Annotated in this window: 23 protein-coding genes and 3 pseudogenes; 14 read left to right on the top strand and 12 right to left on the bottom strand. The window is 51.3% G+C overall.

All coding sequences use genetic code 11. The features are described from left to right. Positions 1-78 precede the first annotated feature (78 nt). The 5 genes from NSQ51_RS16490 to qoxD all read left to right on the top strand — a co-directional run bounded on the left by NSQ51_RS16490 (position 79) and on the right by qoxD (position 5103). A complete protein-coding gene (locus NSQ51_RS16490) occupies positions 79-789 on the top strand; it encodes an RNA methyltransferase (protein WP_033008879.1) in 711 nt (236 codons plus the stop codon). Between the two features lie 525 nt (positions 790-1314). Further along, positions 1315-2220 (top strand): cytochrome aa3 quinol oxidase subunit II, encoded by a 906-nt coding sequence (qoxA, locus tag NSQ51_RS16485; protein WP_042381220.1) that lies wholly within the window; start codon positions 1315-1317, stop codon positions 2218-2220. A gap of 17 nt (positions 2221-2237) precedes the next feature. Further along, positions 2238-4184 carry a cytochrome aa3 quinol oxidase subunit I gene (gene qoxB / locus NSQ51_RS16480; RefSeq protein ID WP_049625412.1) on the top strand — a complete coding sequence of 649 codons (1947 nt, stop codon included), beginning with the start codon at positions 2238-2240 and terminating at the stop codon, positions 4182-4184. A gap of 3 nt (positions 4185-4187) precedes the next feature. After that, positions 4188-4802 carry a cytochrome aa3 quinol oxidase subunit III gene (qoxC, locus tag NSQ51_RS16475; RefSeq protein ID WP_049625413.1) on the top strand — a complete coding sequence of 205 codons (615 nt, stop codon included), beginning with the start codon at positions 4188-4190 and terminating at the stop codon, positions 4800-4802. 1 nt (position 4803) lies between these two features. Next, the gene (qoxD, locus tag NSQ51_RS16470; protein ID WP_011232920.1) at positions 4804-5103 is read left to right on the top strand and encodes a cytochrome aa3 quinol oxidase subunit IV; all 300 of its coding nucleotides are present in this window, start codon (positions 4804-4806) and stop codon (positions 5101-5103) included. A 186-nt stretch (positions 5104-5289) separates the two neighbouring features. Here the strand turns inward: qoxD and NSQ51_RS16465 are convergent, their stop codons facing one another. The 3 genes from NSQ51_RS16465 to NSQ51_RS16455 all read right to left on the bottom strand — a co-directional run bounded on the left by NSQ51_RS16465 (position 5290) and on the right by NSQ51_RS16455 (position 7552). Next, positions 5290-6012, bottom strand: a complete 723-nt coding sequence (locus NSQ51_RS16465; RefSeq protein WP_011232919.1) for an amino acid ABC transporter ATP-binding protein — start codon at positions 6010-6012, stop codon at positions 5290-5292. Further along, complete coding sequence (locus NSQ51_RS16460) at positions 6009-6665, bottom strand: amino acid ABC transporter permease (protein WP_049625414.1); 657 nt, start codon at positions 6663-6665, stop codon at positions 6009-6011. Before NSQ51_RS16460 ends, NSQ51_RS16465 begins: the two co-directional genes overlap by 4 nt. Positions 6666-6733: 68 nt before the next feature. Further along, positions 6734-7552 carry a basic amino acid ABC transporter substrate-binding protein gene (locus NSQ51_RS16455; RefSeq protein WP_049625415.1) on the bottom strand — a complete coding sequence of 273 codons (819 nt, stop codon included), beginning with the start codon at positions 7550-7552 and terminating at the stop codon, positions 6734-6736. 406 nt (positions 7553-7958) lie between these two features. Here NSQ51_RS16455 and putP point away from each other — a divergent pair, with 406 nt between their 5' ends. Beyond that, on the top strand, positions 7959-9416 hold the full coding sequence (gene putP, locus NSQ51_RS16450; protein ID WP_049625416.1) for a sodium/proline symporter PutP: 1458 nt from the start codon (positions 7959-7961) through the stop codon (positions 9414-9416). Positions 9417-9733: 317 nt separating this feature from the next. On the opposite strand, the gene NSQ51_RS16445 is transcribed toward putP, so the two are convergent. The 4 genes and pseudogenes from NSQ51_RS16445 to NSQ51_RS16430 all read right to left on the bottom strand — a co-directional run. Then, positions 9734-10591, bottom strand: coding sequence for a carbon-nitrogen hydrolase family protein (locus tag NSQ51_RS16445; RefSeq protein ID WP_049625417.1), 858 nt, complete (start codon positions 10589-10591; stop codon positions 9734-9736). A 184-nt stretch (positions 10592-10775) separates the two neighbouring features. Next, complete coding sequence (pdxK, locus tag NSQ51_RS16440; protein WP_049625419.1) at positions 10776-11591, bottom strand: pyridoxine/pyridoxal/pyridoxamine kinase; 816 nt, start codon at positions 11589-11591, stop codon at positions 10776-10778. A gap of 86 nt (positions 11592-11677) precedes the next feature. After that, complete coding sequence (locus NSQ51_RS16435; protein WP_033015014.1) at positions 11678-12865, bottom strand: IS701 family transposase; 1188 nt, start codon at positions 12863-12865, stop codon at positions 11678-11680. A 356-nt stretch (positions 12866-13221) separates the two neighbouring features. Further along, positions 13222-14082, bottom strand: a pseudogene (locus NSQ51_RS16430) (PucR family transcriptional regulator); the annotation flags it as partial. A gap of 201 nt (positions 14083-14283) precedes the next feature. On the opposite strand from NSQ51_RS16430, the pseudogene NSQ51_RS16425 reads away from it, so the two are divergent. The 6 genes and pseudogenes from NSQ51_RS16425 to NSQ51_RS16400 all read left to right on the top strand — a co-directional run. Next, a pseudogene (locus NSQ51_RS16425) lies at positions 14284-14547 on the top strand (isocitrate/isopropylmalate family dehydrogenase); the annotation flags it as partial. Positions 14548-14572: 25 nt separating this feature from the next. Then, positions 14573-15067 carry a PTS glucose transporter subunit IIA gene (locus tag NSQ51_RS16420; protein WP_033015389.1) on the top strand — a complete coding sequence of 165 codons (495 nt, stop codon included), beginning with the start codon at positions 14573-14575 and terminating at the stop codon, positions 15065-15067. A gap of 18 nt (positions 15068-15085) precedes the next feature. Then, positions 15086-15916: a PRD domain-containing protein gene (locus NSQ51_RS16415; protein WP_033015391.1), complete on the top strand. Its 831-nt coding sequence runs from the start codon at positions 15086-15088 to the stop codon at positions 15914-15916. A 193-nt stretch (positions 15917-16109) separates the two neighbouring features. After that, complete coding sequence (locus tag NSQ51_RS16410; protein ID WP_049625186.1) at positions 16110-17486, top strand: sucrose-specific PTS transporter subunit IIBC; 1377 nt, start codon at positions 16110-16112, stop codon at positions 17484-17486. Positions 17487-17498: 12 nt separating this feature from the next. Continuing rightward, entirely contained in the window at positions 17499-18944 is a 1446-nt protein-coding gene (locus NSQ51_RS16405; protein ID WP_049625185.1) for a sucrose-6-phosphate hydrolase, read from the top strand. Positions 18945-19118: 174 nt separating this feature from the next. Further along, positions 19119-19661: pseudogene (locus tag NSQ51_RS16400) on the top strand (MFS transporter); the annotation flags it as partial. Positions 19662-20047: 386 nt separating this feature from the next. Here the strand turns inward: NSQ51_RS16400 and NSQ51_RS16395 are convergent. The 5 genes from NSQ51_RS16395 to NSQ51_RS16375 form a co-directional block, all read right to left on the bottom strand. After that, positions 20048-20263 (bottom strand): hypothetical protein, encoded by a 216-nt coding sequence (locus tag NSQ51_RS16395; protein ID WP_230456207.1) that lies wholly within the window; start codon positions 20261-20263, stop codon positions 20048-20050. Further along, a complete protein-coding gene (locus NSQ51_RS16390; RefSeq protein ID WP_013146668.1) occupies positions 20242-20559 on the bottom strand; it encodes a hypothetical protein in 318 nt (105 codons plus the stop codon). The genes NSQ51_RS16395 and NSQ51_RS16390 overlap by 22 nt, the downstream gene beginning before the upstream one ends. A gap of 15 nt (positions 20560-20574) precedes the next feature. Continuing rightward, positions 20575-21051 (bottom strand): hypothetical protein, encoded by a 477-nt coding sequence (locus tag NSQ51_RS16385; RefSeq protein ID WP_013146667.1) that lies wholly within the window; start codon positions 21049-21051, stop codon positions 20575-20577. Between the two features lie 114 nt (positions 21052-21165). Then, positions 21166-22353 (bottom strand): IS701 family transposase, encoded by a 1188-nt coding sequence (locus NSQ51_RS16380; RefSeq protein WP_033010947.1) that lies wholly within the window; start codon positions 22351-22353, stop codon positions 21166-21168. 322 nt (positions 22354-22675) lie between these two features. Next, positions 22676-23230 carry a DUF4277 domain-containing protein gene (locus tag NSQ51_RS16375; protein ID WP_080985723.1) on the bottom strand — a complete coding sequence of 185 codons (555 nt, stop codon included), beginning with the start codon at positions 23228-23230 and terminating at the stop codon, positions 22676-22678. Between the two features lie 379 nt (positions 23231-23609). Here NSQ51_RS16375 and NSQ51_RS16370 point away from each other — a divergent pair, with 379 nt between their 5' ends. Then, a complete protein-coding gene (locus NSQ51_RS16370) occupies positions 23610-24806 on the top strand; it encodes an MFS transporter (RefSeq protein ID WP_121650167.1) in 1197 nt (398 codons plus the stop codon). Positions 24807-24885: 79 nt separating this feature from the next. Continuing rightward, positions 24886-25716 (top strand): glycosyltransferase family 2 protein, encoded by an 831-nt coding sequence (locus NSQ51_RS16365; protein WP_121650166.1) that lies wholly within the window; start codon positions 24886-24888, stop codon positions 25714-25716. Positions 25717-25939: the final 223 nt, after the last annotated feature.

The raw sequence follows: 25939 nt of genomic DNA, 5'->3' as shown, positions 1-25939 counted from the left end.
ATCGAGATTGCCCAGCGGCATCCTATTTTGTACAATAGGAAAGCACAGGCGAAGAGGAACGGAGCGAAGGTGATCGACATGGAAGAACGGGACATGAAGACGTTTCTTGCCCAGCTGCAGCAAGAAGGGTTGCTGACCGAGCAGACGCGTCCGGTTTGGGAAATGATTTTGCCGAAACGATTAAAACGAATGTATGACGTTCTTAACGAGCGCACCCGTTATATTACGGTTTTGATTGAAGCGGTCGACGACCCGCACAATCAGGCAGCGGTGCTGCGGACAGCCGAGGCGTTCGGCGTTCAAGACATCCATATCGTCACGGGAAAAGCGCCATTTTCGCCAAACCGGCTCGTGACGCGCCATGCTGACCAATGGCTGACGCTTCACCGGCAGCCTGATATCGAAACCGCCATCAACGACTTAAAACAGCAAGGGTATCAAGTGTATGCCAGCTATCTTGGCGAGGGGACGATTCCTCTTTCCGACATCGATGTATCCAAACCGACGGCGCTTTTATTTGGCAACGAACATAGCGGCGTATCCGATGAGGCGCTGAAACTCGCAGACGGGACGTTCGTCATCCCGATGTACGGCTTCGTCCAAAGCTTTAACATTTCCGTTGCCGCGGCGCTGGCGCTGTACGATGTGACTGAGCGCGCCCGCCGCCAAGCCGGAACGCGCTATTATTTATCGTCGAATGAGAAAAAAGCGCTCTACCAACAATGGATGTGGCAAACGTTGAATCCGCGCATCCGCAAACAGCTTGAGCTGCAAGGGTATACCATTTAACTTCCCTCCGAAAGAAGTCTTCTACTTCTAAACGTGAAGGTGCGCCAGCACCAGTGAAAGTGGGAGATGAATGTCGGTTGGCGTTAGCCAACGAATAGGATAGAATATGGCTAGAACGGACACCTTCGGAACGAAGGGAAGCGTAAAGGGTTCTTGTGTGTGGCTTACCGTTCAGCGAACACACACAAGTCGCTTGAAGCCCCCGCCTCTAAGCGAAGCGTAGGTGGTGGGTAGTTCACATACAAGAAACGGCCGGATTTTTTGGAACGTAGGAATCCGGCCGTTTTTTTGATGGCTTTTTCTTCCTTCAATCCCTTTTCCCATCAATATTTCCCTGAACGAGGAAAACAAGTGGCGATTTCTTGAACAATGATTGAACAGTTTGTGACAAATATTTTGCTGATTTATGAACTTTTGCGTGTGTTGGTTTCAAATATTTTCAACTTTGATATGGTAGAAAACAAATAAATTATTGGATGGAAGACGCCCTGGATATCGGGGACGGATAAAGGGGGATACAGAGCGATGAAACAGGCGATATGGCGCGTCATGTTAGCCTTGCCGTTTTTGCTTTTGCTTGGTGGTTGCGTCGAGCGCACAGCGGTGTTAAATCCGCAAGGGCCGGTGGCGCGCATGCAGTATGATTTGATCATGTGGTCTGTCGGCTTTATGTTGTTCATTATTGTTGTTGTATTTACGTTGTTTGCCGTTTTTCTCATTCGTTATCGCGAGAAGCCGGAAAATGCCGGCTATGAGCCGCCGGATGAGGAAGGAAACACGTTGCTTGAAGTCGTCTGGACGGCCATTCCGATTTTGATTGTCGCTGCGCTCGCTGTTCCAACAGTGAAGGCGACGTTTGCATTGGAAAAGCCGCCGACCGAGAACGTGAAACCGATCACGATTCATGTGACGGCGGCGAACTGGAAATGGATTTTCAGCTATCCGGAAGAAAACATTGAAACGGTCAACTACGTCCATATTCCGGCCGGTGTGCCGGTCAAATTCAAGCTCACGTCCGTCGGACCGATGAATTCGTTTTGGGTGCCGGAGCTAGGCGGACAAAAATATGCGATGGACGGCATGGAGACAGAGCTGATTTTACAAGCTGATAAACCAGGATCGTATATGGGGCGGAGCGCCAACTTTTCCGGGGAAAAGTTCGCCCATATGGAATTTGAGGTTGTCGCCCAAACGGGAACGGACTTCCGCAAATGGATAAATGAAGTGAAACAAACCGCCCCGAAGCTCGATGAGGAAAAATACACACAAATTTTAAAACCGGGGCTTGTTGGGCGAATGACGTTTTCGAACACCCACTTGCAATGGATTGACCATGCGAAACAGAACAGCCATCATGGAGATGGAAAGCCAATGAAAAATGACGATCAACATGATGAAACGATGACAAACGGTCACCATCATGGGGAGTAGGAAAGGAGGAGCGAAAGATGAAATGGAGCGAGTTTTTCGTAACCGGAGAGCCGCTCATTTACGCGGCTGATGTCGCGATCGTTTTAACGATAATCGGCATTGTGTTCGTCTTGACGTATTTTAAAAAATGGAAATGGCTGTGGAACGAATGGCTCACTACCGTCGACCATAAAAAAATCGGCGTCATGTACATTATTTGCGCAGTTTTGATGCTCTTCCGCGGCGGCGTTGATGCGCTTTTGATGCGGGCGCAGCTGACCGCGCCGAACATGAAGTTTCTTGACGCGCAACATTATAATGAAATATTTACGACGCACGGGACGATTATGATCTTGTTTATGGCGATGCCGTTCATCATCGGTTTGATGAACATTGTCGTTCCGCTGCAAATTGGGGCGCGCGACGTCGCGTTTCCATATTTGAATGCGTTAAGCTTTTGGCTCTTTTTCTTCGGTGCGTTGCTGTTTAACATTTCATTCGTCATCGGCGGATCGCCGGACGCCGGTTGGACGGCGTACTTCCCGCTTGCCGGCAACGAATTCAGCCATGGCGTCGGCAACAACTATTACGCTGTCGCTTTACAAATTTCCGGGATCGGAACATTGATGACCGGGATCAACTTCCTTGTCACGATTTTAAAAATGCGTGCGCCGGGCATGACGTTGATGCGCATGCCGATGTTTACGTGGACGATTCTCATCACATGCGTGCTCATTATTTTCGCCTTCCCGGTGTTGACGGTCGCCTTGGCATTAATGACGTTCGACCGCGTATTTGGCACGCAATTTTTCACGATGGCCAACGGCGGCATGTCGATGCTCTGGGCGAACTTGTTCTGGATTTGGGGCCATCCGGAAGTGTATATCGTCATTTTGCCGTCGTTCGGCATTTTCTCGGAAGTGGTCAGCACGTTTGCGCAGAAACGGCTGTTCGGTTATAAGGCGATGGTCGGTTCGATCGTCGGCATTGCGTTTTTAAGCTTTATCGTTTGGGTGCACCACTTCTTTACGATGGGCGCAGGGCCGGCCGTGAACTCTGCCTTCTCGATCACGACGATGGCGATCGCGATCCCGACCGGGGTGAAAATTTTCAACTGGCTGTTTACGATCCGAAAAGGGAAAATTCGTTTTACAACCGCGATGCTTTGGTCGCTGGCGTTTATTCCGAACTTTGTCATCGGCGGCGTGACAGGCGTGATGCTGGCAATGGCCGCGGCCGATTATCAATACCATAACAGCTATTTTCTGATTGCCCATTTCCATTACGTGTTGATCGCGGGTACGGTGTTCGCCTGCTTTGCCGGTTTGCATTATTGGTATCCGAAAATGTTCGGCCATATCTTGAATGAACGGCTTGGCAAGTGGACGTTTTGGCTGTTTATGATCGGCTTTAACATCTGCTTCTTCCCGATGTATTTCCTAGGATTGATGGGGATGACGCGCCGCATGTACACGTACTCGGCTGGTCTCGGCTGGACGCCGCTCAACGTCGTCGCGACGGTCGGGGCGGTGTTGATGGGCATCGGGTTTATCGTGCTTTGTTACAACATTTATTACAGCGCCCGCTACGGCGAGCGCGACATGACCGGCGACCCGTGGAACGGACGGACGCTTGAGTGGGCGACCGCGTCGCCGCCGGTGCATTACAATTTCCCGGTGACGCCGGTTGTCGAAGATGTGGACGCGTATTGGGTGATGAAGAAAAAGTATGGCGGCTTCCACGTGAAAGAAGAAGACTTGAAGCCGATCCATATGCCAAGCAACTCAGGACGCCCGTTTTGGATGTCGGTGGCGTTTTTCGTCGCCGGGTTCGGCCTTGTGTTCAAGTGGTTTGCGTTGGCTATCGTTGGTGCGTTGTTCATTGTGCTTGGATTGATTCTCCGCTCATTTGAAGACGATGATGGCTACCATATTCCGGTTGACGAAATCAAACGGACGGAACGAGCGGTGCGGAAGGGGGCGTGACGAATGGGAGAAGCTGCACATCGCTATGAGGAAACGGTGCCGCTGGAGTATCGGACGCAAGAAAGTCGGTTGAACATATTGGGTTTCTGGATTTTCCTCGGGGCGGAAGTCGCGCTGTTTGCGACGCTGTTTGCGACATATCTCGTCTTGTTCCAACGGACCGGCTCGGGGCCGACGGCAGCGGAGCTGTTTGAGGTAAAAGACGTTTTGATCGAAACGTTGTTGCTGTTGACGAGCAGTTTCACATGTGGGTTGGCCATTTTTGAAATGCGCCGCGGCCGCATGAGCGGGCTGATCGCTTGGCTGCTCGTGACGCTTCTGCTTGGGTTGGGGTTTATTACGGTTGAAATTCGCGAGTTCATCCATTACGTCCATGAAGGAGCGACGATGCAGACGAGCGCATTTTTATCAAGCTTTTTCGTGCTCGTCGGCACGCACGGCGCCCACGTCAGTGTAGGGATTGGCTGGATGATTTTGATCATCATCCAGCTTCTCCAGCGCGGCTTTACGCCGAAAACAGCGCGCAAAGTGTTTATTGTCAGCTTGTACTGGCACTTTTTGGACGTCGTTTGGATTTTCATCTTCACGCTCGTCTATTTGTTAGGGATGGTGATCTAACATGGGCGCAAACAGCCATCGCGAATCATTTCCGTGGAAACATATTATTGGGTTTTTGTTGTCGCTCGTCTTGACGTTTGCGGCTCTTTGGGTGGCGCTCTCGTCTGGGCTGCCGCTTAAAGCCGTGATCGTCATCATCGTCTTGTTCGCGATCATCCAAGCGAGCTTGCAGCTGTTTCTATTCATGCACGTCAACGAAAGCGACAGCGGCAAAGTGCAAACGTTCAACATGGTATACAGCTTCTTTATTGCTGTTGTCGTTGTCGCCGGTTCGATTTGGGTGATGCAGTTTGTGTTGTAAAGCGAGGCTGGCCGGGGTTCGGCCGGCTTTTTATGTTCAGAAGGGCTTTTGTGGTGTCATAGATGCCTGAAATGGGGGAGCCGTTGACGGAACATTGAAGAGATGGAGAGGTAACGTGGTTGCATTATAGGGGGCATGATATGTGCCTAAAAAAGTCGTCTTGCCTCAAACAGGCAAGACGACGTTTTACAGCACTTTTGATAAAAACGCTTTCGTCCGCTCATGCTGCGGGTGGTCGAACAAGTCTTCCGGCTTCCCTTCCTCGACAATGTAGCCGCCGTCCATAAACAAGACGCGGTCGCCGACTTCACGGGCAAAGCCCATCTCGTGGGTGACGACGACCATCGTCATCCCTTCATTGGCCAGCTGCTTCATGACCGAGAGCACTTCCCCGACCATTTCCGGGTCAAGCGCTGACGTCGGCTCGTCAAACAGCATGATTTTCGGTTCCATGGCCAATGCCCGGGCGATGGCGACGCGCTGCGCCTGTCCACCGGAGAGGGAGTCCGGGTAGACGTGCGCTTTGTCTTGCAGCCCGACTTTGGCGAGCAGCTCCATCGCCTTCGCTTCCGCTTTTTCACGCGGCCATTTCCGCACTTTCATCGGTGCCAGCGTGATATTGTTCAGCACCGTCATATGCGGAAACAAGTTAAAGCGCTGGAACACCATTCCGACTTCTTCCCGCACTTTATTTAAGTTCGTGTCTTTCGCCTTTAAATTAATGCCGTCAATAATAATTTCACCTTCATCGAAATCCTCAAGCAAGTTTAAACAGCGTAAAAACGTCGATTTTCCCGACCCCGATGGGCCGATGACGACCACGACTTCTCCTTCGCGAATATGGACATCGATTCCTTTTAAAACTTGGAGCGAACCGAACGATTTTTTCAGCTGGCGTACGTCAATCATTGGGTCGAATACTTCCTTTCAAGATAGTGTGACAGTTTGCTTAACGAAAGCGTTAAGAGCAAATAGATGAACGCCACTGTTAAATACGGCTCCCAAACACGGTAATACTCACCCGCGGCCGATTTCCCCCAATACATGATTTCCGGGGCGGCGATGACCATCCCAAGCGACGAATCTTTAATTAAGACGATAAACTCGTTCGCAAACGGCGGAATCATTCGCTTTAACGCCTGCGGCAAAATAATGTAGCGCATCGCCTGCGCATGCGTCATCCCAAGCGAGCGGGCCGCTTCCATTTGCCCTTTGTCGATCGACTGGATGCCGGCGCGGAAAATCTCGGCCACATACGCGGCCGAGTTGAGCGACAGCGAGACGGCCAGGGAAGCGACGGCATTTGGCTGGGCGAAAAAGAGCGGCATGGCGCCGAAATGGACGAGCAAAATTTGCACGACAAGCGGCGTACCGCGGAAAAAGTTAATGTACCACGAAAACGGCAAACGAATAATCGGGTTGGACGACATTTTGCCAAGGCCGATGAACAGGCCGAGAATGAGGCCGAACACGATGCCGGCTAATGATACGCCGATCGTTACGAGCAGCCCTTTCCAAAAGTAAGGGGCGTATTCAACAATAATATCAAAACGAAAATCCATCGATCTCACCTTTCTCTAAGAAAAATGCGTAACTTGCGGGTAGTTACGCATTTTCTTTGTTCGCACGCTTATTGTTGTTTTAATCGATCAAGCTTCGGTTCTTTTCCAAACCATTTTTTATAGATTTCAGTGTATTTGCCGCTGTTGATGACGTTTTTTAATGCTTCGTCCACTTTTGCTTTCAATTCGCTGTTTTTTGGGAAGATCATACCATAATATTCTGAAGCGAAGTTTTTTGGATCCTCAATGACTTGCAGTTTTTTATTGGGATTGTTTTTCACGTATTCGTTTGCCACCGCGTTGTCCGTGATGACAGCATCAACACCGCCGTTTAGCAGTTCCATAATGGCAACAACACTCGTTTCGAATTTTTTAATATGATCGCCTTTGCCAAATAGCTTCTCCGCAGCTTCTTGACCGGTTGTCGCGTTTTGAACGCCGATCGTTTTCCCTTTTAAGTCAAGGGCGTTTTTCACCGGGCTGCCTTGTTTGACTAAGATGACTTGTGTTGCTTCAAAGTACGGAGCTGAGAAATCATAAGATTGTTTCCGTTCGTCCGTAATCGTAATGCCGGAAATGCCCATGTCGATTTCTTTGCTTTGCAGCGAAGCGAACAGCGGATCCCAGCCGATGTTTTTTAATTCATAATCCAAGCCGGCTTCTTTCATCACCGCATCCAAAAGGTCGGCGTCAAACCCAACAATTTTTCCTTTTTGCATATATTCAAATGGCGCAAACGCCGCGTCCGTCCCGACGGTGATTTTTTGCTTCCCTTCTTTTTCAGCGCCTGACGGAGAGCTTGTTTCTGTCGACTTGCCACAAGCGGCGAGCGCCATAAACAACGCAGCAACGACCGCTACGATCAAACCTTTCTTCATTTTTAACATCCTATAAAATCCCCCTTTGGAATCATTGTCGATGAACGATTATCATACTATCAATATTTTTGTTATTATGCAATAGGTTTTATAAAAATAATTGTTTGAACATTTTGGCGCGCCGTATAAATGGGGAAAAGGCGCATTTTTCAATGTTTTTCGCCACATTAACTGAAGGGCATATGGCTAATATCATTTCGTGTGCATTTTTATAAAATAATTTTTTATGTATAAAAAGACATAAACGATTGATTTTGAATTTACAGAATATTATACCAGAAAGAGGGTAGAGTTGGCAAAGGTTTTGTCAATTTGTTTATTATAGAGGTATGGAAAAATAAATACTATTGTGTAAATACTATCAATTTCGTTATGATGAAAGTGGTGACAAGACAGTAGAGGAAGGAGAGCCCATATGGTTTTATTTTCCGTCATTGTGTATTTAGTCGGCATGCTTTGGATTGGCTATTGGGCGTATAAACGGACGTCCAATTTGTCTGATTATATGCTTGGCGGCCGGACGCTCGGACCGGCGGTGACGGCGCTCAGCGCCGGGGCTTCCGACATGAGCGGCTGGCTGCTCATGGGGCTGCCGGGGGCGATGTATGTCGATGGGGTGAGCGCCGCTTGGATCGTCATCGGCTTGACGCTTGGCGCTTATGCAAACTGGTTGTTTGTCGCGCCGCGCTTGCGCGTCTATACGGAAGTAGCGAACGACTCGATTACGATTCCGGAGTTTTTGGAAAACCGATTCGGGGATGCCACGAAATTGTTGCGAATGGTATCTGGGATTGTCATTATGGTCTTTTTTACGTTTTATGTCTCGTCCGGCCTCGTTTCGGGGGGCGTTCTGTTTGAAAACTCATTTGGTGTTAGCTACCATACGGGATTGTGGATCGTCGGCGGTGTTGTTGTCGCCTACACGCTGTTTGGCGGCTTTTTGGCCGTCAGCTGGACGGACTTTGTCCAAGGGACGATTATGTTCATCGCGTTGATTTTAGTGCCAGTCGTGACGCTGCTCCATACAGGCGGGCCAGTAGATACGATGGAGACGATCCGCGACATCGATCCCAACTTGTTGAACTTATGGAAAGGAACGAGTGTTCTTGGCATCATTTCGTTATTCGCCTGGGGGCTCGGGTATTTCGGCCAGCCGCACATTATCGTCCGCTTTATGGCCATTAAGTCGGTGAAAGAAATGAAAAGCGCCCGGCGCATCGGCATGGGCTGGATGATTTTCTCCGTTGTCGGAGCGATGTTGACGGGTCTTTTTGGAATCGCTTATTTTTCGCAGCGCGGCATGAAGCTTGATGATCCGGAAACGGTGTTTATTCAACTCGGACACATTTTGTTCCATCCGATTATTACTGGGTTTTTGCTGGCGGCGATTTTAGCCGCGATTATGAGCACGATCTCGTCACAGTTGCTCGTCACGTCGAGCTCGCTGACCGAAGACTTGTATAAAGTCGTGTTCCGCCGCGCGGCTTCGGATAAGGAGCTTGTCTTCGTCGGGCGTTTGTCGGTGCTCCTTGTCGCCATTGTCGCAACGGCGCTGGCGTACACGAAAAACGACACCATTTTAAACTTGGTCGGCTATGCGTGGGCTGGATTTGGCGCATCGTTTGGCCCCGTCATTTTGCTTAGCTTATGCTGGCGGCGGATGACGAAATGGGGGGCGCTCGCCGGCATGGTCGCTGGGGCGGCAACGGTCATTTTGTGGACGCAGTCGGAGTATTTGAAAGGGCTGTTGTATGAGATGATTCCGGGCTTCGCCGCGAGCCTCGCCGCTATTGTCGTCGTGAGCCTGTTGACGAAAGCGCCGGAAGGGAAAGTGGCGGAACAGTTTGATCAGTTTAAGAAATCGCTGTCATAAGCGAAATGAACAGGGTGTTCCTCGGTGGGGACACCCTGTTGTCATGATCGGCATTTTGTCCTTCATCATATAGGCGTTGTTGCGGCCTCGCAATTCGTCCGACCGCCTTACCGTGTCGCCGCGTCGCTATGCTGTTTCGGCTGGGCGATGGCAGTGTTGAGGCGGTGTCGCCATGATCAGCTTTAAGACGAGGCAAAGGGGTGCCGCACCCTGCTTTGGTTCGGATGCCAACACATGTCGCGGCGCCGCACCCTTTTAGTCCGGCCGCCGCCCCCCTTGGCACCTCCGCCCGGAGGCGGGGCGAAGGGCCGCCGCTGTTACGCCATCGTGTTCCAGTCTGGATACAGATCAGTGCGCCGGTCGCGCCATGTCGCGACCGATCCTTTTTCCCGCACTTTGCGAAGGAGCGACAAGTCAAGGTCAGCCGTAATGACCATGTCGCTGTTGATCTCGCCCGCCGCAAGGACGCCGCCTTGCGGGAACGGGATGTCGTTTGGCGTGATGACGGCCGCTTGGCCGAAATTGGCGCGCATAAAGTCGACCGTCGGAAGCGACCCGATCGTGCCGGTCGTGACGACATACACTTCGTTTTCGACCGCCCGCGCGTGGCAGCAATACCGTACACGATAAAACCCGTGCCGATCGTCGGTGCACGACGGACAGAAGATGACGTCCGCCCCTTTCGCGCGCGCCAGGCGAACGATTTCCGGAAACTCGATGTCATAGCACGTCAAAATAGCGATCGTCGCTTTGTCCGTTTCAAAGACGTGCAGTCCGTCACCCGGGGCGATGTTCCATTCGTTGGCCTCGGTCGGGGTGATGTGCAGCTTCGCTTGGCGATGGATCGTTCCGTCCGGCGCAAACAAGTGGGCGACATTGTACAGCTTGCCGTTTTCGCGGATGACATGCGTGCCGATCAAATACATGCCCGTGTCTTTGGCGAGCGACGTAAACAGCCCGCAATACGGCTCCGTGTAGTCCGGCAAGTCGTCGATCGCTGCTTGACGTCCGTCATCAAGTGGAATGGAAAGCAATTGGGTCGTGAAAAATTCTGGGAACAAGACAAACTCGGCGTCAAACTCTTGCGCTGTTTTGACGTAATGCGTCACTTGCGCGGCAAATTCGTCAAACGAACGGATCGTATGCAAATGATATTGGACAGCGGATACGCGCAATGGCGGCACTCTCCTTTCTCCATGTTGTCGCGGCGCATAATGCCTATTTGATTATGGCCAAGCCCGTCCTGTGCATCCATTTTTTAGGCATGGGCACGCCGGTTCTCTGTCTTGCAAAAGAAGCTAGCGCTATTGCTCCGGGAGCGGGCTGTCTTGTGAAAAAAGACAAGGATCGAAACGTGGCCTACTTTCCTTCATAGCGTCGGTACGCGCCGTGATGCGTCGGGCCGACGTATTCGTTTAACGGGAACGAATGGCGAATGGCGGCGGTGATGAACGCCTTGGCGGTGGCGATGGCGTCTTTCACCGGCCGGCCTTTTGCCAGTTCGGCGGCGATGGCGGCTGAGAACGTGCAGCCAGCGCCATGCGTATACGTCGTGTCGATCCGTTCCGATTCAAGCAGTTCGAACGTTTGGCCGTCATAAAGGACGTCAACCGCATAGTCGTGCGGAATTTTCCGTCCGCCTTTGACGATCACATATTGAGCTCCGAGCTCATGAATGCGTCCAGCCGCCTCTTTCATGTCTTCAACCGTTTCAATGCGCGGCAGGCCGGCTAGCTGCGCCGCCTCAAACAAGTTCGGCGTCACGACCGTTGCTTTTGGTACAAGCGTTTCCCGGTAGCACACCGTATTTTCCGGGTGGAGCGGCTCATCCGCCCCTTTGCACACCATAACTGGATCGACGACCGCATTTTTCAAACCATGCTTTTCAATCGTCCGCGCGGTCAGTTCAATGATGTCCGTCGTCGGCAACATCCCCGTTTTGAGAGCATCAACGCCGACGCCGACGATGATCGTCTCAAGCTGGGCTTCGATCGTTGCTAGGTCAACGGGGAACACTTGGTGCGCCCACCGGTTGTGCGGGTCCATGGCGACGATTGTCGTGATCGCCGTCATGCCGTAAACGCCAAGCTCTTGGAACGTTTTTAAGTCCGCCTGCAGCCCGGCGCCGCCGCTGCTGTCCGAGCCGGCGATCGTTAACGCTTTTGGCATCGTCATCATCATCACTCCTTTGCTTCATAACTGTAGATGAGCATTTTTCATTACAATAATTTCCATGGTTAGAGAGACAAACAGGGTACCCCTTACGCGATACGGAGCTGTTTTTTGATCACATCAATGGGAATATCTTGCTTTGCAGCGTCATAAATGAACTCGACGACGCTGTGGTCTTTCCGCGACCGAAGAAGCTCCAGCCCGGTGGAGAGATTTTGTCGGGATTCGGCGATGCTGTACACGCAGGAGAGCAGCACCACCGCCCAATACCGTTTCACCGCCCGAATGTGGCGAACGCGGTATCCATCCAGCTTCAGTTGATCTTTCGCCTGCCGGAAAAAGCACTCGATCGTCCAGCGCTGGGCGTAGTAACGCAAGATGTCTTCGTCCCCGAGTTCCCGGTCGGTGCTCAAGATGCAATGAAGATGTTCCGGCGCCATCGGCTGATCCGCCTTCCAAGCCAGCAGCACCACCGCGTCATCGAGGCCATGGATGGCCCCCTCATAGCGATACACGCGATAACGCTCCTGCCCCACCGTGACGAGGCGGGTGTCTTTGGACTCGATATAGCGGGCAAACTGCTTGGCTTGGATGGCGATGCCTTTCGGGTAGAGAATCCGGTTCGTCTTGAGCATCGCGATGACATGGAATCCCTGTTTCAGACAGGCTTCGATGAGCTTTTTGGACGGATACCACGAATCCATGAGCACATACACCGGCTGAGCCCGCTTCACCTTGAGCGAGGAAAGCATCTCGATCGCCAGGTCGATCTTGCTTTTTCCCGCTTTCTTGTCATACAGGCGGAACGCAAATGGGAACGCCTGCGTGAAGGTGTGCACCATCAGCCAAACGAGCGAATGCCCCCAGACCGATTGATGATCTTTATGCGAGTAGTGCCAGTCGCACCCTTGAATGGCGTGCACAGCCCGTGACGAAGGCTTTGTTTTTTGGCAAATCGTATCATCAATCGAAACAAAAAGGGGTTGATTCTTCCGTTTGGCCAGTCGTTCGACCTGGGAAAGGATCCACTCTTGAAGCTTCCCAAGCAGCCTTTCCTCGTTCCAAGGGCTTTTCGTGAAAAAGTGACGGAGCGTCGTTCGATGATTCGGATGAAAGCTCCAGTAATGAATATCAGTCAATGTTCCCGAGAATCCCTTGGTGGTCAAGGCATCGACAATATGAATGAGATGCTTGATGACCGGTTTGGAAAGCTGCAGCGTCAACCCCAGCGTGAAGAAAAACTTGTGGATTCCTTGGTGATGTGCTAATCTATTCATGAGACATGAACCTCCTTGTGTGAATGGGTTTTGAACACATCTATTTTACCCAAGGAGTCCGGTTCATGTCTCCTTTTTTGTTTAGTTGTCAATTTATGTCAGTGAATTTGCTCATCTACAGTTATACCATATTTTACTGAATCTATCCTATTTTCAGCAAAATATAGTTAAGGCGATTCATCTCCCACTTACTCCGCTTCGCTTCGTTGAAGTGGGAGTCTTCTCGCCTAATTAAGATAAAAAAAGCCGCCCGCTATGAGCGGGCGATCATGGGAATGGACAATGATGAACAGGCGGCCGGCAGCGCGCGTTGTCGGCCGCGTCCATCATGGTTAGTTGGCGGCCAACGTTTTCCCGAGCGCTTCGCGGTAGCTTTTTTCAATGAGGCGACAGACGCTGTACACGCCGCCAAATCCGCACTGCACATCGTGGATGTGAAATCGTTCTTTCATTTTGGCGGCGAACGATTCGATGAATGCACTCAGCTCTTTCAGCGGCTGGTCAGTTTTGGGCGCCCCAAGCAAAATCACATCGCGGCCGTCGGTCGTATAAAGAAGGAGCGGGAGTTGCTGAGTCGTCTGCAAGAGATAAGAAATTTGCCGCTCCATTTCGGCGGTCAAATCAGCGGCAAAGCGGAAGACGACAACGGCAAACTGCGGTGCGGTCGGGATTTGCATGGCAGCGAGATGGGCGCGAATCTCGTCTTCGGCCGCGATATGGCTCGTCAGCAACTTCCAAAACAGCTCCTGCACCCGCTCTTCTTTTTTGTTTTTGCGCATATACAGCTGCAACACTTTGTTTTTCGCTGCCTTGGCGGCGAGCTTGAGCCATTCCATCTCCTCAGGCGACAGCGTCCGGTTCGTTTCCAGCACCCAGATGAAACCGATCACCTCATCATTTTTCCAGATCGACACAGCGACGCGGCTGCCGAGGCCGACGTCATGAATCGGCGGTACGCGCACCGGCTCGCGGCTTTTGAGCAGCGCCGGGATGGCGCCTTGTTTCCATAAGCTGTTGATCACTTTTTCCGGGACGCGCCGGCTGATGATCGTCGCCGTCCGCGCCGGATCGGTGTAATCGTCATGGGCGCTGTAGGCGATGAGCCGATGGTTCGCATCTTCGATCGTCACCGGGCATTTCAGCACGTCGCTGACGCGGTCGGCAAACTCTTCAAGGCTGTCAAATTCGCCGCGGAACGGGTCGGTATCATAAGACATATTGACTCCCTCGCATCGTCCATATGATTTGTAGTTTCATTTTATCATAAATGTGAATCCACCACCGTTATTGTATGATGAAAGAAAGGAATGGCTGCGCTTTCTGTCCAAGGAAGGAAAGAAGGAATTCTCCCAAGAATGAAAAAATGGGACATTGCCGTCATTCCCAGCGACGGAATTGGCAAGAAAGCCGTTCTCGTGGCGAACATGAACGTCAACAGCAAATATCCGTCAATGTTTGAACCGGTGCACGGTTTGGCGCCGGATATTTACGGCAAAGGTATCGCCAATCCGATCGGGCAAATTTAGACAGCGAAGTTGATGTCTGACCATTTCGTTGAAGAAGAGCTCGGCGCCTTGTTGCTAAAAACGATTGGAGATGTTACCGCCGATGGCATCAAAACGCCGAATCTTGGCGGCACGGCTTGCGGTTTTCTTCCGTTTCGGTATACTGTTTTCAGATGAACTGCAAAAGAAAGGATGATGTTCGTTGTTCAAAAAATGGTTTGGCAAGCAACAGCCGAAGGAAGAGATGATCACCGCACCGCTTGACGGGACGATTGTGCCGCTTGAAGACGTGCCGGATCCGGTGTTTGCGCAAAACATGATGGGCGATGGTATCGCCATCGACCCGGCGGATGGGGATGTCGTCGCTCCGGTCGATGGCGAAATCATTCAGCTCTTTCCGACGAAACACGCCATCGGCTTGCGTTCGGCAGCGGGTGTGGAGTTGCTCATCCATGTCGGCATCGACACCGTGTCGATGAACGGGGAAGGGTTTACCGCTTATGTCAAAGCCGGCGACCGAGTGAAGCGGGGCGATCGGCTTCTTTCTGTCGACTTGCCACTTGTGCGCGAGAAAGCGAAAAGCGCGGTGACGCCCATCATCATTACGAACGGGGATGCCCTCAAAAGCCTTGAGAGAAAGGCCGAGGCATCAGCCAAAAAAGGCGAGACGGTCTTATTTCATGTGAAAATGAAATAAGGGCGGAAGGGAGGACATATGGCGTTTCGCATCCATAAGATTTTAAACAACAACGCTGTTGTCGTGCTCGACGAAGGCAAAGAGAAAATTGTCATGGGCCCGGGGATTGCGTTTCAAAAGCGGAAAAACGATCTCATCCCCCCGGGCCGCATTGAGAAAATTTTCGTCATGGAAGAAGAAAATGAGAAGTTCCAGCAATTGCTTCGCACGTTGCCAGAAGAACATATCGATATTGCCGAAGAAATTATCAGCTATGCGGAAGGCAAACTGCAAGCACCGCTCAACGACCATATTCATATTGCGCTGACTGACCATTTGTCGTTTGCCATCGAGCGGTTGAAGCAAGGTTACCGCATTCAAAACAAATTGCTCAATGAAATTAAAGTGCTATATAAGGCGGAGTATGAAATTGGGCTATGGGCGAAACAGTTGATCAAAGAGCGGCTTGGCATCGAGATTCCCGATGACGAGGTGGCCCATATCGCCCTTCATATTCATACGGCGAAACTCGATGCCGCCAGCATGAACAAAACGATGCGCGAGACGACGCTCATTCATGAATTCGTTGACCTTATCCAAACGGAGCTCGGCATATCGATCGATAAGGAAAGCATTTCATACCAGCGGCTGCTCACTCATTTGCGCTTTGCCTTAAGCCGCATCGAAAACGGGGAGCCGATTCATTCGATGGATGAGGAGATGCTTGCGCTCATTCAGACAAAATATGCAAGGGAATGGGCGTGTACACAAAAAGCGGCAAGCTATGCAGAGAAGGAATATGGCATCCGTTTTCCGGAGGAGGAACTCGCCTATATCGTCCTCCATATCCAACGGTTGCGAAAGCGTTGACAAAAACAGCAAGTTGCCGTATAATGCAAAACAGACAACGAAATATTGCGGGATTGTAACTGCTTCGAGCAGGCAAGACCTAAAACGTATGAAGGGAACGGCAAGTGAGTCATGCCGCTAGATCGCCCTTTGTATGTTTTAGGTCTTTTTTGTTTTTCATTTCACCATCATTCAGAAGGGGAGGAGTTCACCGATGAATTATGAACACATTGCTAAACAACTCATCCCGCTCCTTGGCGGGAAAGAAAACATCATTAGCGTAACTCATTGCGCGACACGGCTTCGCCTCGTCTTAAAAGATGACAAAAAGGCCGAGGCGAAAGACATTGAAAACATTGAAGGGGTTAAAGGGGCGTTTTCCAGCTCCGGACAGTTTCAAATTATTTTTGGCACCGGCGTGGTGAATAAAGTGTATGAGGCGTTTGTCCGGGAAGCAGGGATACAGCAAGGTGATGCTGATGCTCATCAAGAAGCCATCAAGCAAAAAATGAATCCGCTCGCCCGCTTTGCGAAGACGTTGTCAAACATTTTTGTCCCAATCATCCCAGCCATTGTCGCGAGCGGTTTGTTAATGGGTTTGCTTGGGATGATGAAGGCGTTCAAATGGGTGGCGGCAGACAGCCCGCTGTATATTTTGCTTGATATGTTTTCGAGTGCGGCGTTTATTATTTTGCCAATTTTAATCGGCTTTAGCGCGGCGAAAGAATTTGGAGGCACGCCGTTTTTAGGGGCGGTCATCGGCGGTATTATGACTCACCCGGCGCTATTAAACCCGTGGGGATTGGCCGAGGCCAAGCCAAACTATATGCATTTTCTTGGCTTTGATATCGCTATGGTCGGGTATCAAGGGACGGTCGTGCCGATTTTGCTGGCGACGTATGTGATGAGCAAATTGGAGCGTGGATTGCGAAAAGTTGTTCCCCATGCGGTCAGTTTGCTTGTTGTTCCATTTGTGACCGTCATTTTGACGGGATTTATTACGATTTTGGCCATTGGTCCGCTCGGCAATTTGCTTGGCGATGGGATTACGACGGTGTTGAACTTTGTTTACCATTATGGCGGTGCGTTAGCTGGCCTTATCTTCGGCGGATTGTACTCGATGATCGTCATTACCGGTGTGCATCATAGCTTTCATGCCATTGAAGCGAACTTGTTGGCGAAACTTGGGGTCAACTATTTACTGCCAATTTGGTCGATGGCCAACGTCGCCCAAGGCGGCGCCGGTTTGGCTGTATTTGTCAAATCGAAGCGGACAAAAACAAAAGAGATTGCGTTACCGGCGGCCTTGTCAGCTTTTTTAGGCATTACCGAGCCAGTCATTTTCGGGGTGAACTTAAAATACCGGAAGCCGTTTATCGCTGCGGCCATTGGCGGCGCGCTCGGCGGAGCGTACGTCGTATTTACGAATGTAGTAGCTAATGCCTACGGGTTGACCGGCATCCCGATGATCGCCATCGTTGCGCCGGAAGGGCTCACGAACTTAATGCACTACTTAATCGGTTTTGCCATTGCCGTCGTTTCAGCGTTTGTGGCGACATTCCTTCTAAAGTTCCGTGAAGAAGAAGAGTGAGGGGACAAGCGGATGAAATCCGAACGGGAACAGAAACTTATTGAACAAGCATACGCTGAAGTCGAAAAATATGAGACTCTTGTCAATCGTGACCGGTATCGGCTTCGCTACCATCTCATGCCTCCTGTCGGGTTGATGAACGATCCAAACGGGCTGATCGACTGGCACGGAACGTATCACGTCTTCTACCAATGGATGCCGTTTCGCACCGGCCATGGCGCCAAGTTCTGGGGGCATTATACATCCCCAGACTTGGTTCATTGGCAAGCAGCGCCGATTGCGTTAGCGCCAAGCGAATGGTATGACAAAGATGGTTGCTATTCCGGCAGTGCGATTAGTTGCGATGGAAAACTCGTGCTGTTTTACACTGGCAATGTGAAAGATGAACAAGGAAACCGCCAAACGTACCAATGCATGGCCGTATCGGAAGATGGCATTCATTTTACAAAAAAAGGTGTCGTCATTACACTTCCGGACGGATATACGGCCCATTTCCGCGATCCGAAAGTATGGCGGTATCAGGGCCATTGGTATATGATCTTGGGGGCGCAAAGCGAAAGCGGCGATGGAAAAGCGGTGCTGTTTCGTTCCGCTGATCTTTGTCATTGGGAGCATCTTGGCCCAATTGCTGGCGGCAACATGAACGGGCTTGGTCCGTTTGGCTATATGTGGGAATGCCTAGACTTGTTTCCATTAGATGGGCAAGACGTGCTCATCGTCTGCCCGCAAGGATTAAAACCGGACGGCATGCGCTACCAAAACGTCTACCAGTCAGGTTATTTTGTCGGCCGCTTCGACTACGAACGGGCCGAATTCCTTCACGGGACGTTTGAGGAGCTTGATCGCGGCTTTGAATTTTACGCTCCGCAAACGATGCTTGACCGGAACGGGCGGCGCATCCTCATCGGCTGGATGGGCGTGCCGGACCAGGATGAAGACCGTCAGCCGACAGTGAGCCACCGCTGGGTGCACGCGCTCACCTTGCCGCGCGAACTTCGCCTCACTGGCGGCAAGCTGAGACAGACGCCAGTGGAAGAGCTGAAACAGTTGCGCAAACAAAAAGTAGCATATCCAAGCGCCACTGTGGTGAATGAGCTGAGGTCATGGGCGGGACTCGAGGGAGATGCGATCGAACTTCGCCTCGACAATATCGAACTGTTCGGAAGCATGATGGAAATTTACTTTCGCCATGCGGCTCGCCTTGTTTACAATAGTGACGAAGGGGTATTGACGCTTGAACGGAAAAGCTTTGTGAACGGGCTGACGGAGAAGCGGCAATGTCGATTGCCACGTCTTCGTTCGCTTCATGTTTTCCTTGATACGTCATCGATCGAACTGTTCGTCAATGATGGCGAAGAGACGTTCACTGCGCGGTTTTTTCCGCATCCGGACGACCAAACGATTTTCTTTGGCGCTCATGGGCATCTTCAGATGGACATCGAGAAATGGGAATTATAAGACGGATTGGCACGAGCAAAGCTGCCGAGAGCACTCGCTTTTCGGCGGCTTGTTTATTACTGTTGTAGTTCCTTTTGTGAGACAATGAGCAATACGGGATTGAATTTACTTCCGTCCCCCTCTATAATGAACAGTAGACGATGTCTTTACATCGATAATGACAGGGGGATACACATGAACCAAACCGCGATTTCCCAGCGCAAGCTGTTAGGCATCGCCGGTCTCGGTTGGCTGTTTGACGCGATGGATGTCGGCATGTTGTCGTTTTTGATGGCCGCCTTGCAAAAAGACTGGAACTTGACAGCCGAACAAGTCGGCTGGATCGGCAGCGTCAACTCGATCGGCATGGCGGTTGGAGCGCTCGTGTTCGGATTGCTTGCGGACCGGATCGGGCGGAAAAACGTTTTTATTTTCACATTGTTGCTGTTCTCGCTTGGCAGTGGGCTGTCGGCGCTGACGACGACGTTGGCGGCGTTTTTGGCGCTCCGCTTTTTGATCGGCATGGGACTTGGCGGCGAGCTGCCGGTCGCGTCAACGCTCGTCTCAGAAGCGGTGCCAGCTAAGGATCGCGGCCGGGCTGTCGTGCTGCTCGAGAGCTTTTGGGCTGGCGGTTGGCTATTGGCAGCGCTCATCTCGTATTTCGTCATACCAGCTTACGGCTGGCGGACGGCGTTATGGCTGGCGGCGATTCCGGCGCTGTATGCGATCTATTTGCGCCTCCGCCTCAGCTTTCAGTCTTCGATTCTCTTCCTCTAAACTGCACTCTTTTTTTCGGGGTCTTCCCTTGAATGGAGACTTGGATGTCCCGCGCCGTTCTTCGAGCCCTTTTCGACCATGTTCATGATAACGTTTTACCCAAAGTCTGATCGTTTTCGTGCAGGGAATCCCTATAACTCTTGGCATATCCGCTTATATCCCCATCCTTCTTCGATGTACATCTGGACAGCCCTCCATTTAAACTCCACGGAATAGGTGGTCTTCCCTTTCGGTGTTTGCTTGGTCTCGAACATAAACAAATCCCTCCAGTGTTTTTCATGACAGTATGGGCATTTTCCCAACTGTCTACACTAGAGGGATAATATCAAGCGAGAAGGGCTCCTTTTTCATCCCGACAACTTCTCCAGCCTCGCGCACAACTCATGCTGCCACTCAACGTCGCCGGTCATGCTGGCCAGTAGCGACAGGTTTTTGAGTTTCGCGATCTCCATACTCTCTTGACATTGACAGAATCGTTTGGTGAAGATTTGGATGTTTTGAAGAAAAATAAACCCGCCTCGACATGGGCGGGTTTTTTCTGTCAATCCAAATACTTCTCGCATAACGATACGAACTTTCCATCTGACTTTAGCCCTTCCAAAATGCTTCTCAACATTGCACTTCTTTTGGGAAGCTGCTTCTCGAACTCTGCCACAAATGTGTCCTTGTCCCACTGTGATTTGCCAGCGTGATAAAACAGCTTTTCCAGGCGTTCCAACTCGTCGGCAGTAAAGCCAGTGGCTAAGGCCAGAATCGCAAAGCTTTTGTGCTCCTTGTTCACCATATCTAAGAGTAACGTAATTGCGTCGGTGGCTAGACTCAATTTTGCTTCAAGATCCTTGATTCTTTCCTCGTTCATAGCACCCTCCTTGTACTATAGTAATACCCAGTCTACGAATTTTGAAATGACCCAACCAACCTGTCTCGCTGTACTCAGTGGTACTCCCAGATCATATAACGCCCCGCTAACTTGATCTTGAATGATTTGGATAGAAAGGTCTTTCCAAGAAGCTATGGTCCGCAAGGTATCAGCAATATTATCGGCATATTCCCTGATAGTATCTGCTACCTTTTTACTGCCGTAGTCCTCAACAAAGTCGAGCAATTTTTTAATGGCTTGCGATTCCAGCATGTCTGCTAACGTCAATACCGCTTTCTTGAGAGCTGCAGTTTTGATACCCTGTGTTTCTACCTTTGGCGACACTGTGTTGACCTTCGCCACAGAAGGGGTGAGTTGTGACACCGTGTTTGTCTCTGCGGCAAAAACAGAAGTAGGTACTGCTACCGCCAAAACAGACAGAGCTAAAACAGGAGATAAAATTCTTTTGAACAACTTCATAGACAGCTTCATAAATTCCCCCTCCCTTTTATCGGTTTATTTATTTCAATGAATACTATAAAAGCTGTAGATGAGCATTTTTCATTACAATAATTTCCATGGTTAGAGAGACAAACAGGGTACCCCTTACGCGATACGGAGCTGTTTTTTGATCACATCAATGGGAATATCTTGCTTCGCAGCGTCATAAATGAACTCGACGACGCTGTGGTCTTTCCGCGACCGAAGAAGCTCCAGCCCGGTGGAGAGGTTTTGTCGGGATTCGGCGATGCTGTACACGCAGGCCAACAGCACCACCGCCCAATACCGTTTCACCGCCCGAATGTGGCGAACGCGGTATCCATCCAGCTTCAGTTGATCTTTCGCCTGCCGGAAAAAGCACTCGATCGTCCAGCGCTGGGCGTAGTAACGCAAGATGTCTTCGTCCCCGAGTTCCCGGTCGGTGCTCAAGATGCAATGAAGATGTTCCGGCGCCATCGGCTGATCCGCCTTCCAAGCCAGCAGCACCACCGCGTCATCGAGGCCATGGATGGCCCCCTCATAGCGATACACGCGATAACGCTCCTGCCCCACCGTGACGAGGCGGGTGTCTTTGGACTCGATATAGCGGGCGAACTGCTTGGCTTGGATGGCGATGCCTTTCGGGTAGAGAATCCGGTTCGTCTTGAGCATCGCGATGACATGGAATCCCTGTTTCAAGCAGGCTTCAATGAGCTTTTTGGACGGATACCACGAATCCATGAGCACATACACCGGCTGAGCCCGCTTCACCTTGAGCGAGGAAAGCATCTCGATCGCCAGGTCGATCTTGCTTTTTCCCGCTTTCTTGTCATACAGGCGGAACGCAAATGGGAACGCCTGCGTGAAGGTGTGCACCATCAGCCAAACGAGCGAATGCCCCCAGACCGATTGATGATCTTTATGCGAGTAGTGCCAGTCGCACCCTTGAATGGCGTGCACAGCCCGTGACGAAGGCTTTGTTTTTTGGCAAATCGTATCATCAATCGAAACAAAAAGGGGTTGATTCTTCCGTTTGGCCAGTCGTTCGACCTGGGAAAGGATCCACTCTTGAAGCTTCCCAAGCAGCCTTTCCTCGTTCCAAGGGCTTTTCGTGAAAAAGTGACGGAGCGTCGTTCGATGATTCGGATGAAAGCTCCAGTAATGAATATCAGTCAATGTTCCCGAGAATCCCTTGGTGGTCAAGGCATCGACAATATGAATGAGATGCTTGATGACCGGTTTGGAAAGCTGCAGCGTCAACCCCAGCGTGAAGAAAAACTTGTGGATTCCTTGGTGATGTGCTAATCTATTCATGAGACATGAACCTCCTTGTGTGAATGGGTTTTGAGCACATCTATTTTACCCAAGGAGTCCGGTTCATGTCTCCTTTTTTGTTTAGTTGTCAATTTATGTCAGTGAATTTGCTCATCTACAGTATAAAAGGTTAAAAAAGTAAAAGTATGTCGCAATTTGTCGTTCACAAAAAGTTCATATAACCCATATTAGTACTCACATTTCGCACCCTAACAGGGTTGAAAGAAAGGATTTTTTATTTCGTTTTTTAGAATAACTTTCCGACCAACACAACGAGTGATGGAAATCCTTTTTTTACCATATCTGGTCGTTCCGTATCACGTTACACGTAAATGCTCTCATCCATGCCCAATCCCTGCAGAATCCTTCGCTGATCCGGGGTGAGGGAGCGATCCAGTGAGCGTTGGATGCGTCCATCCGGCAGCTTGAACAGGACGACGTTCACGTATGGAAACAGCTGAAAAATCGCCTGTCCCGTCGGACGGGTCAGCTTGCGGCCTCCAGGACCCTTCAACGGGTGTTCGGGAGTCATGAACGGACGCACCCGGCGCTGAAAGACGCGGTAAATGCCGGCCTCATACAGACGATCGAGATGACGGGTCAACGCATCGTCATTCAACTGGGAAGGATGGAGCCCGGAACGGATGAGTTTCTCCAGGTCGATCGTGTGCCCCCATTGTTCCAAGTGAACGAGGGCTTGCCGGCCGTCAAACACATTGTAGAGAATGGCTTGAACGGCATCGTTGACTCGAGTCTGGCACTGCGGATCGACGGGAACGAGATGGTCAATCGATTGGGGGAAACCCAGTTTTTTGAATAGAGCACTTATGATATTCAAATAAGAATTGCGATAGACCGATTCGACTTGCACATCCATGAGAGAAAAACTCCTTCACTTTCCTTGTGTGTCAAGGATTCATTCGACATCGGAACGAAAAAATCCTCCCGATTTTCGTCGGAAGGGTGCGAAATGTGAGGTCGAAATCAACATCATGAACGAGGGAACGAAGAAAGGATTTGATGCTTTGCCAAAAGGTTGTACTGGCGCCTATCATGAAAAGCATGGCAGCTGATTTTAGCCGAACTTTTTGTTCCAACCATGGAACGATGGCTGGATCGCGATGTTGGTGTTTGATCCTGTTATTCAAGGCTTCGAGCTGATTTTTCGCAAAAATTATCAACCGTATAGTGCACAGGCCAATGATTTTCTTTTATAATGAATATGTCTTTACACTAATAATGATAGGAAGATACACATGAACCAAACCGCGATTTCCCAGCGCAAGCTGTTAGGCATAGCCGGCCTTGGCTGGCTGTTTGACGCGATGGATGTCGGCATGTTGTCGTTTTTGATGGCGGCCTTGCAAAAAGACTGGAATTTGACGGCCGGCCAAGTCGGCTGGATCGGCAGCGTCAACTCGATCGGCATGGCGGTCGGGGCGCTCGTGTTCGGATTGCTTGCGGACCGGATCGGGCGGAAAAACGTTTTTATTTTCACATTGTTGCTGTTCTCGCTTGGCAGTGGGCTGTCGGCGCTGACGACGACGTTGGCGGCGTTTTTGGCGCTCCGCTTTTTGATCGGCATGGGACTTGGCGGCGAGCTGCCGGTCGCGTCAACGCTCGTCTCAGAAGCGGTGCCAGCTAAGGATCGCGGCCGGGCTGTCGTGCTGCTTGAAAGCTTTTGGGCCGGCGGCTGGCTGCTGGCGGCGCTCATTTCCTATTTTGTCATTCCGGCTTACGGCTGGCGGACGGCGTTATGGCTGGCGGCGATCCCGGCGCTGTATGCGATCTATTTGCGCCTCCGTCTGCCTGATTCGCCGCGGTTTGCGGCTGTAAGAAAAGAAGAGACGGTATGGAAAAACATCGTCCACGTATGGTCCGCTCCTTATCGGAAAGAGACGGTCATGCTTTGGATCCTTTGGTTTTGTGTCGTTTTCTCGTATTACGGCATGTTTTTATGGCTGCCAAGCGTCATGGTCATGAAAGGATTCAGCTTAATTAAAAGCTTTGAATATGTGCTCATCATGACGCTGGCGCAATTGCCCGGCTATTTCAGCGCCGCATGGCTGATCGAGCGGGCGGGGCGGAAATTTGTCTTGGTCACGTACTTGCTTGGCACCGCATTGAGCGCTTACTTTTTCGGCACGGCCGAGTCGCTCGTCGGGCTGATGGCATCCGGCATTTTCTTGTCGTTTTTCAACCTCGGCGCTTGGGGAGCGCTGTATGCGTATACGCCGGAGCAGTATCCGACATCGATTCGTGCGACCGGCGCCGGCATGGCGGCGGCGTTTGGCCGCATCGGCGGCATTTTCGGCCCGCTGTTGGTCGGCTCGCTTGTCGCCCAAGGGGTGTCGGTGACGATGATTTTCACGCTGTTTTGCCTCGCTGTTCTTGTCGCCGTTCTTTCTGTCGCCGTCCTCGGCAAAGAGACGAAGCAGCAAGAGCTCGCTTAAGTTGACAAATCAAACGGAGGGCTATACCTTAAGGGTAAGCCCTTTTTTGTTCGGATCATGAAGAGAGGCGGTGGATTCCTTGCGCCCGTTCGTATCGGTCGTCATCCCGACGTACAATCGCCTGTATCCGCTTGCCGAGCTGCTCGAGGCGTTGAGCCGGCAGACATACCGCCATTTTGAGGTGATCATTGTCAATGACGGCGGCATCCCCGTTCATGATGTCGCCGCCTTGTACCCGGAGCTTGACGTTCGTCTCATCGACCGCCGCGACAACGAAGGACATGTCGCCGCCCGCAACGAAGGCGTCAAGGCGGCGCGTGGCGACCTCATCATGCTTTGCGACGACGACGATTTAGTGTTGCCGTGCCATCTCGAGCGGATGGCCGCGGCACTCGAGCATGCGGACTTCGCCTATGCCGATGCGGAAATTGTCCAGTATCGGGTGGAAAACGACCAGCGTGTTCCATCCGCCCGTTTTTTATTTGCCTATGAGTATGATTTGGAAGCGATGCGGACGTTTTCGACGTACGTCCCGTCTGGAAGCGTGTATCGAAAATCGCTCCATGACGAGATCGGCTGCTTTGACACGACTGTCCACCATTATTGGGACTGGGACTTCTTTTTGCGGGCCGCCTCTGTATGCCGCGTCGCCCGTGTCGCGGCGGCGACCGTGTTGTACGCGTTCAGCCCGGACGGCGACAACGTGTCGCGACATATGAACGACAAGCGGCGCCAATATTTGCGGCGGCTTTGCGAGAAGCATGGGCTTGGGGACTTGCCGATGAAAAATTTTTGGCTCTTGCTTGACGAGCCGGAAGTCGCGAAGCGCCGGGCGAAAAGCGAAGTCATCTGGGACGGGAAGCCCGTCGTGTCGCGGTTTTGGGCGCAAAAAAATGCGAGCGACCATTGACATAGGTCTTTCTGGTTTGCTATGATAGTGGACAAAATCATATATGGATCGCGATGACGGATCAATAGTAGTTAACCCTCTCTTCCCAAGCGAGCCGGGGGCGGTGGGAGCCCGGTGAAGACGGTTAATGAAACGGCAGTCCGGAGCGGAAATGGCAAAAAGGGGATGCGTGATTTGCGCATCAACTAGGGTGGAACCGCGGGAGCTACGCTCTCGTCCCTAG

This window comes from Geobacillus sp. FSL K6-0789 (assembly GCF_038593135.1).
GTDB classification, from domain to species: Bacteria; Bacillota; Bacilli; order Bacillales; family Anoxybacillaceae; genus Geobacillus; species Geobacillus stearothermophilus.
The sequence above is the reverse complement of the archived record's forward strand: the minus strand, read 5'-3'. Positions and strand labels throughout refer to the sequence as shown.

Coding starts and splice junctions, on each gene's coding strand:
- NSQ51_RS16490 (WP_033008879.1), top strand. CDS start 79: ATGGAAGAACGGGACATGAAGACGTTTCTTGCCCAGCTGCAGCAAGAA.
- qoxA (WP_042381220.1), top strand. CDS start 1,315: ATGAAACAGGCGATATGGCGCGTCATGTTAGCCTTGCCGTTTTTGCTT.
- qoxB (WP_049625412.1), top strand. CDS start 2,238: ATGAAATGGAGCGAGTTTTTCGTAACCGGAGAGCCGCTCATTTACGCG.
- qoxC (WP_049625413.1), top strand. CDS start 4,188: ATGGGAGAAGCTGCACATCGCTATGAGGAAACGGTGCCGCTGGAGTAT.
- qoxD (WP_011232920.1), top strand. CDS start 4,804: ATGGGCGCAAACAGCCATCGCGAATCATTTCCGTGGAAACATATTATT.
- NSQ51_RS16465 (WP_011232919.1), bottom strand. CDS start 6,012: ATGATTGACGTACGCCAGCTGAAAAAATCGTTCGGTTCGCTCCAAGTT.
- NSQ51_RS16460 (WP_049625414.1), bottom strand. CDS start 6,665: ATGGATTTTCGTTTTGATATTATTGTTGAATACGCCCCTTACTTTTGG.
- NSQ51_RS16455 (WP_049625415.1), bottom strand. CDS start 7,552: ATGTTAAAAATGAAGAAAGGTTTGATCGTAGCGGTCGTTGCTGCGTTG.
- putP (WP_049625416.1), top strand. CDS start 7,959: ATGGTTTTATTTTCCGTCATTGTGTATTTAGTCGGCATGCTTTGGATT.
- pdxK (WP_049625419.1), bottom strand. CDS start 11,591: ATGACGATGCCAAAAGCGTTAACGATCGCCGGCTCGGACAGCAGCGGC.
- NSQ51_RS16435 (WP_033015014.1), bottom strand. CDS start 12,865: ATGAATAGATTAGCACATCACCAAGGAATCCACAAGTTTTTCTTCACG.
- NSQ51_RS16415 (WP_033015391.1), top strand. CDS start 15,086: ATGGCGTTTCGCATCCATAAGATTTTAAACAACAACGCTGTTGTCGTG.
- NSQ51_RS16410 (WP_049625186.1), top strand. CDS start 16,110: ATGAATTATGAACACATTGCTAAACAACTCATCCCGCTCCTTGGCGGG.
- NSQ51_RS16405 (WP_049625185.1), top strand. CDS start 17,499: ATGAAATCCGAACGGGAACAGAAACTTATTGAACAAGCATACGCTGAA.
- NSQ51_RS16395 (WP_230456207.1), bottom strand. CDS start 20,263: ATGCGAGAAGTATTTGGATTGACAGAAAAAACCCGCCCATGTCGAGGC.
- NSQ51_RS16390 (WP_013146668.1), bottom strand. CDS start 20,559: ATGAACGAGGAAAGAATCAAGGATCTTGAAGCAAAATTGAGTCTAGCC.
- NSQ51_RS16385 (WP_013146667.1), bottom strand. CDS start 21,051: ATGAAGCTGTCTATGAAGTTGTTCAAAAGAATTTTATCTCCTGTTTTA.
- NSQ51_RS16380 (WP_033010947.1), bottom strand. CDS start 22,353: ATGAATAGATTAGCACATCACCAAGGAATCCACAAGTTTTTCTTCACG.
- NSQ51_RS16375 (WP_080985723.1), bottom strand. CDS start 23,230: ATGGATGTGCAAGTCGAATCGGTCTATCGCAATTCTTATTTGAATATC.
- NSQ51_RS16370 (WP_121650167.1), top strand. CDS start 23,610: ATGAACCAAACCGCGATTTCCCAGCGCAAGCTGTTAGGCATAGCCGGC.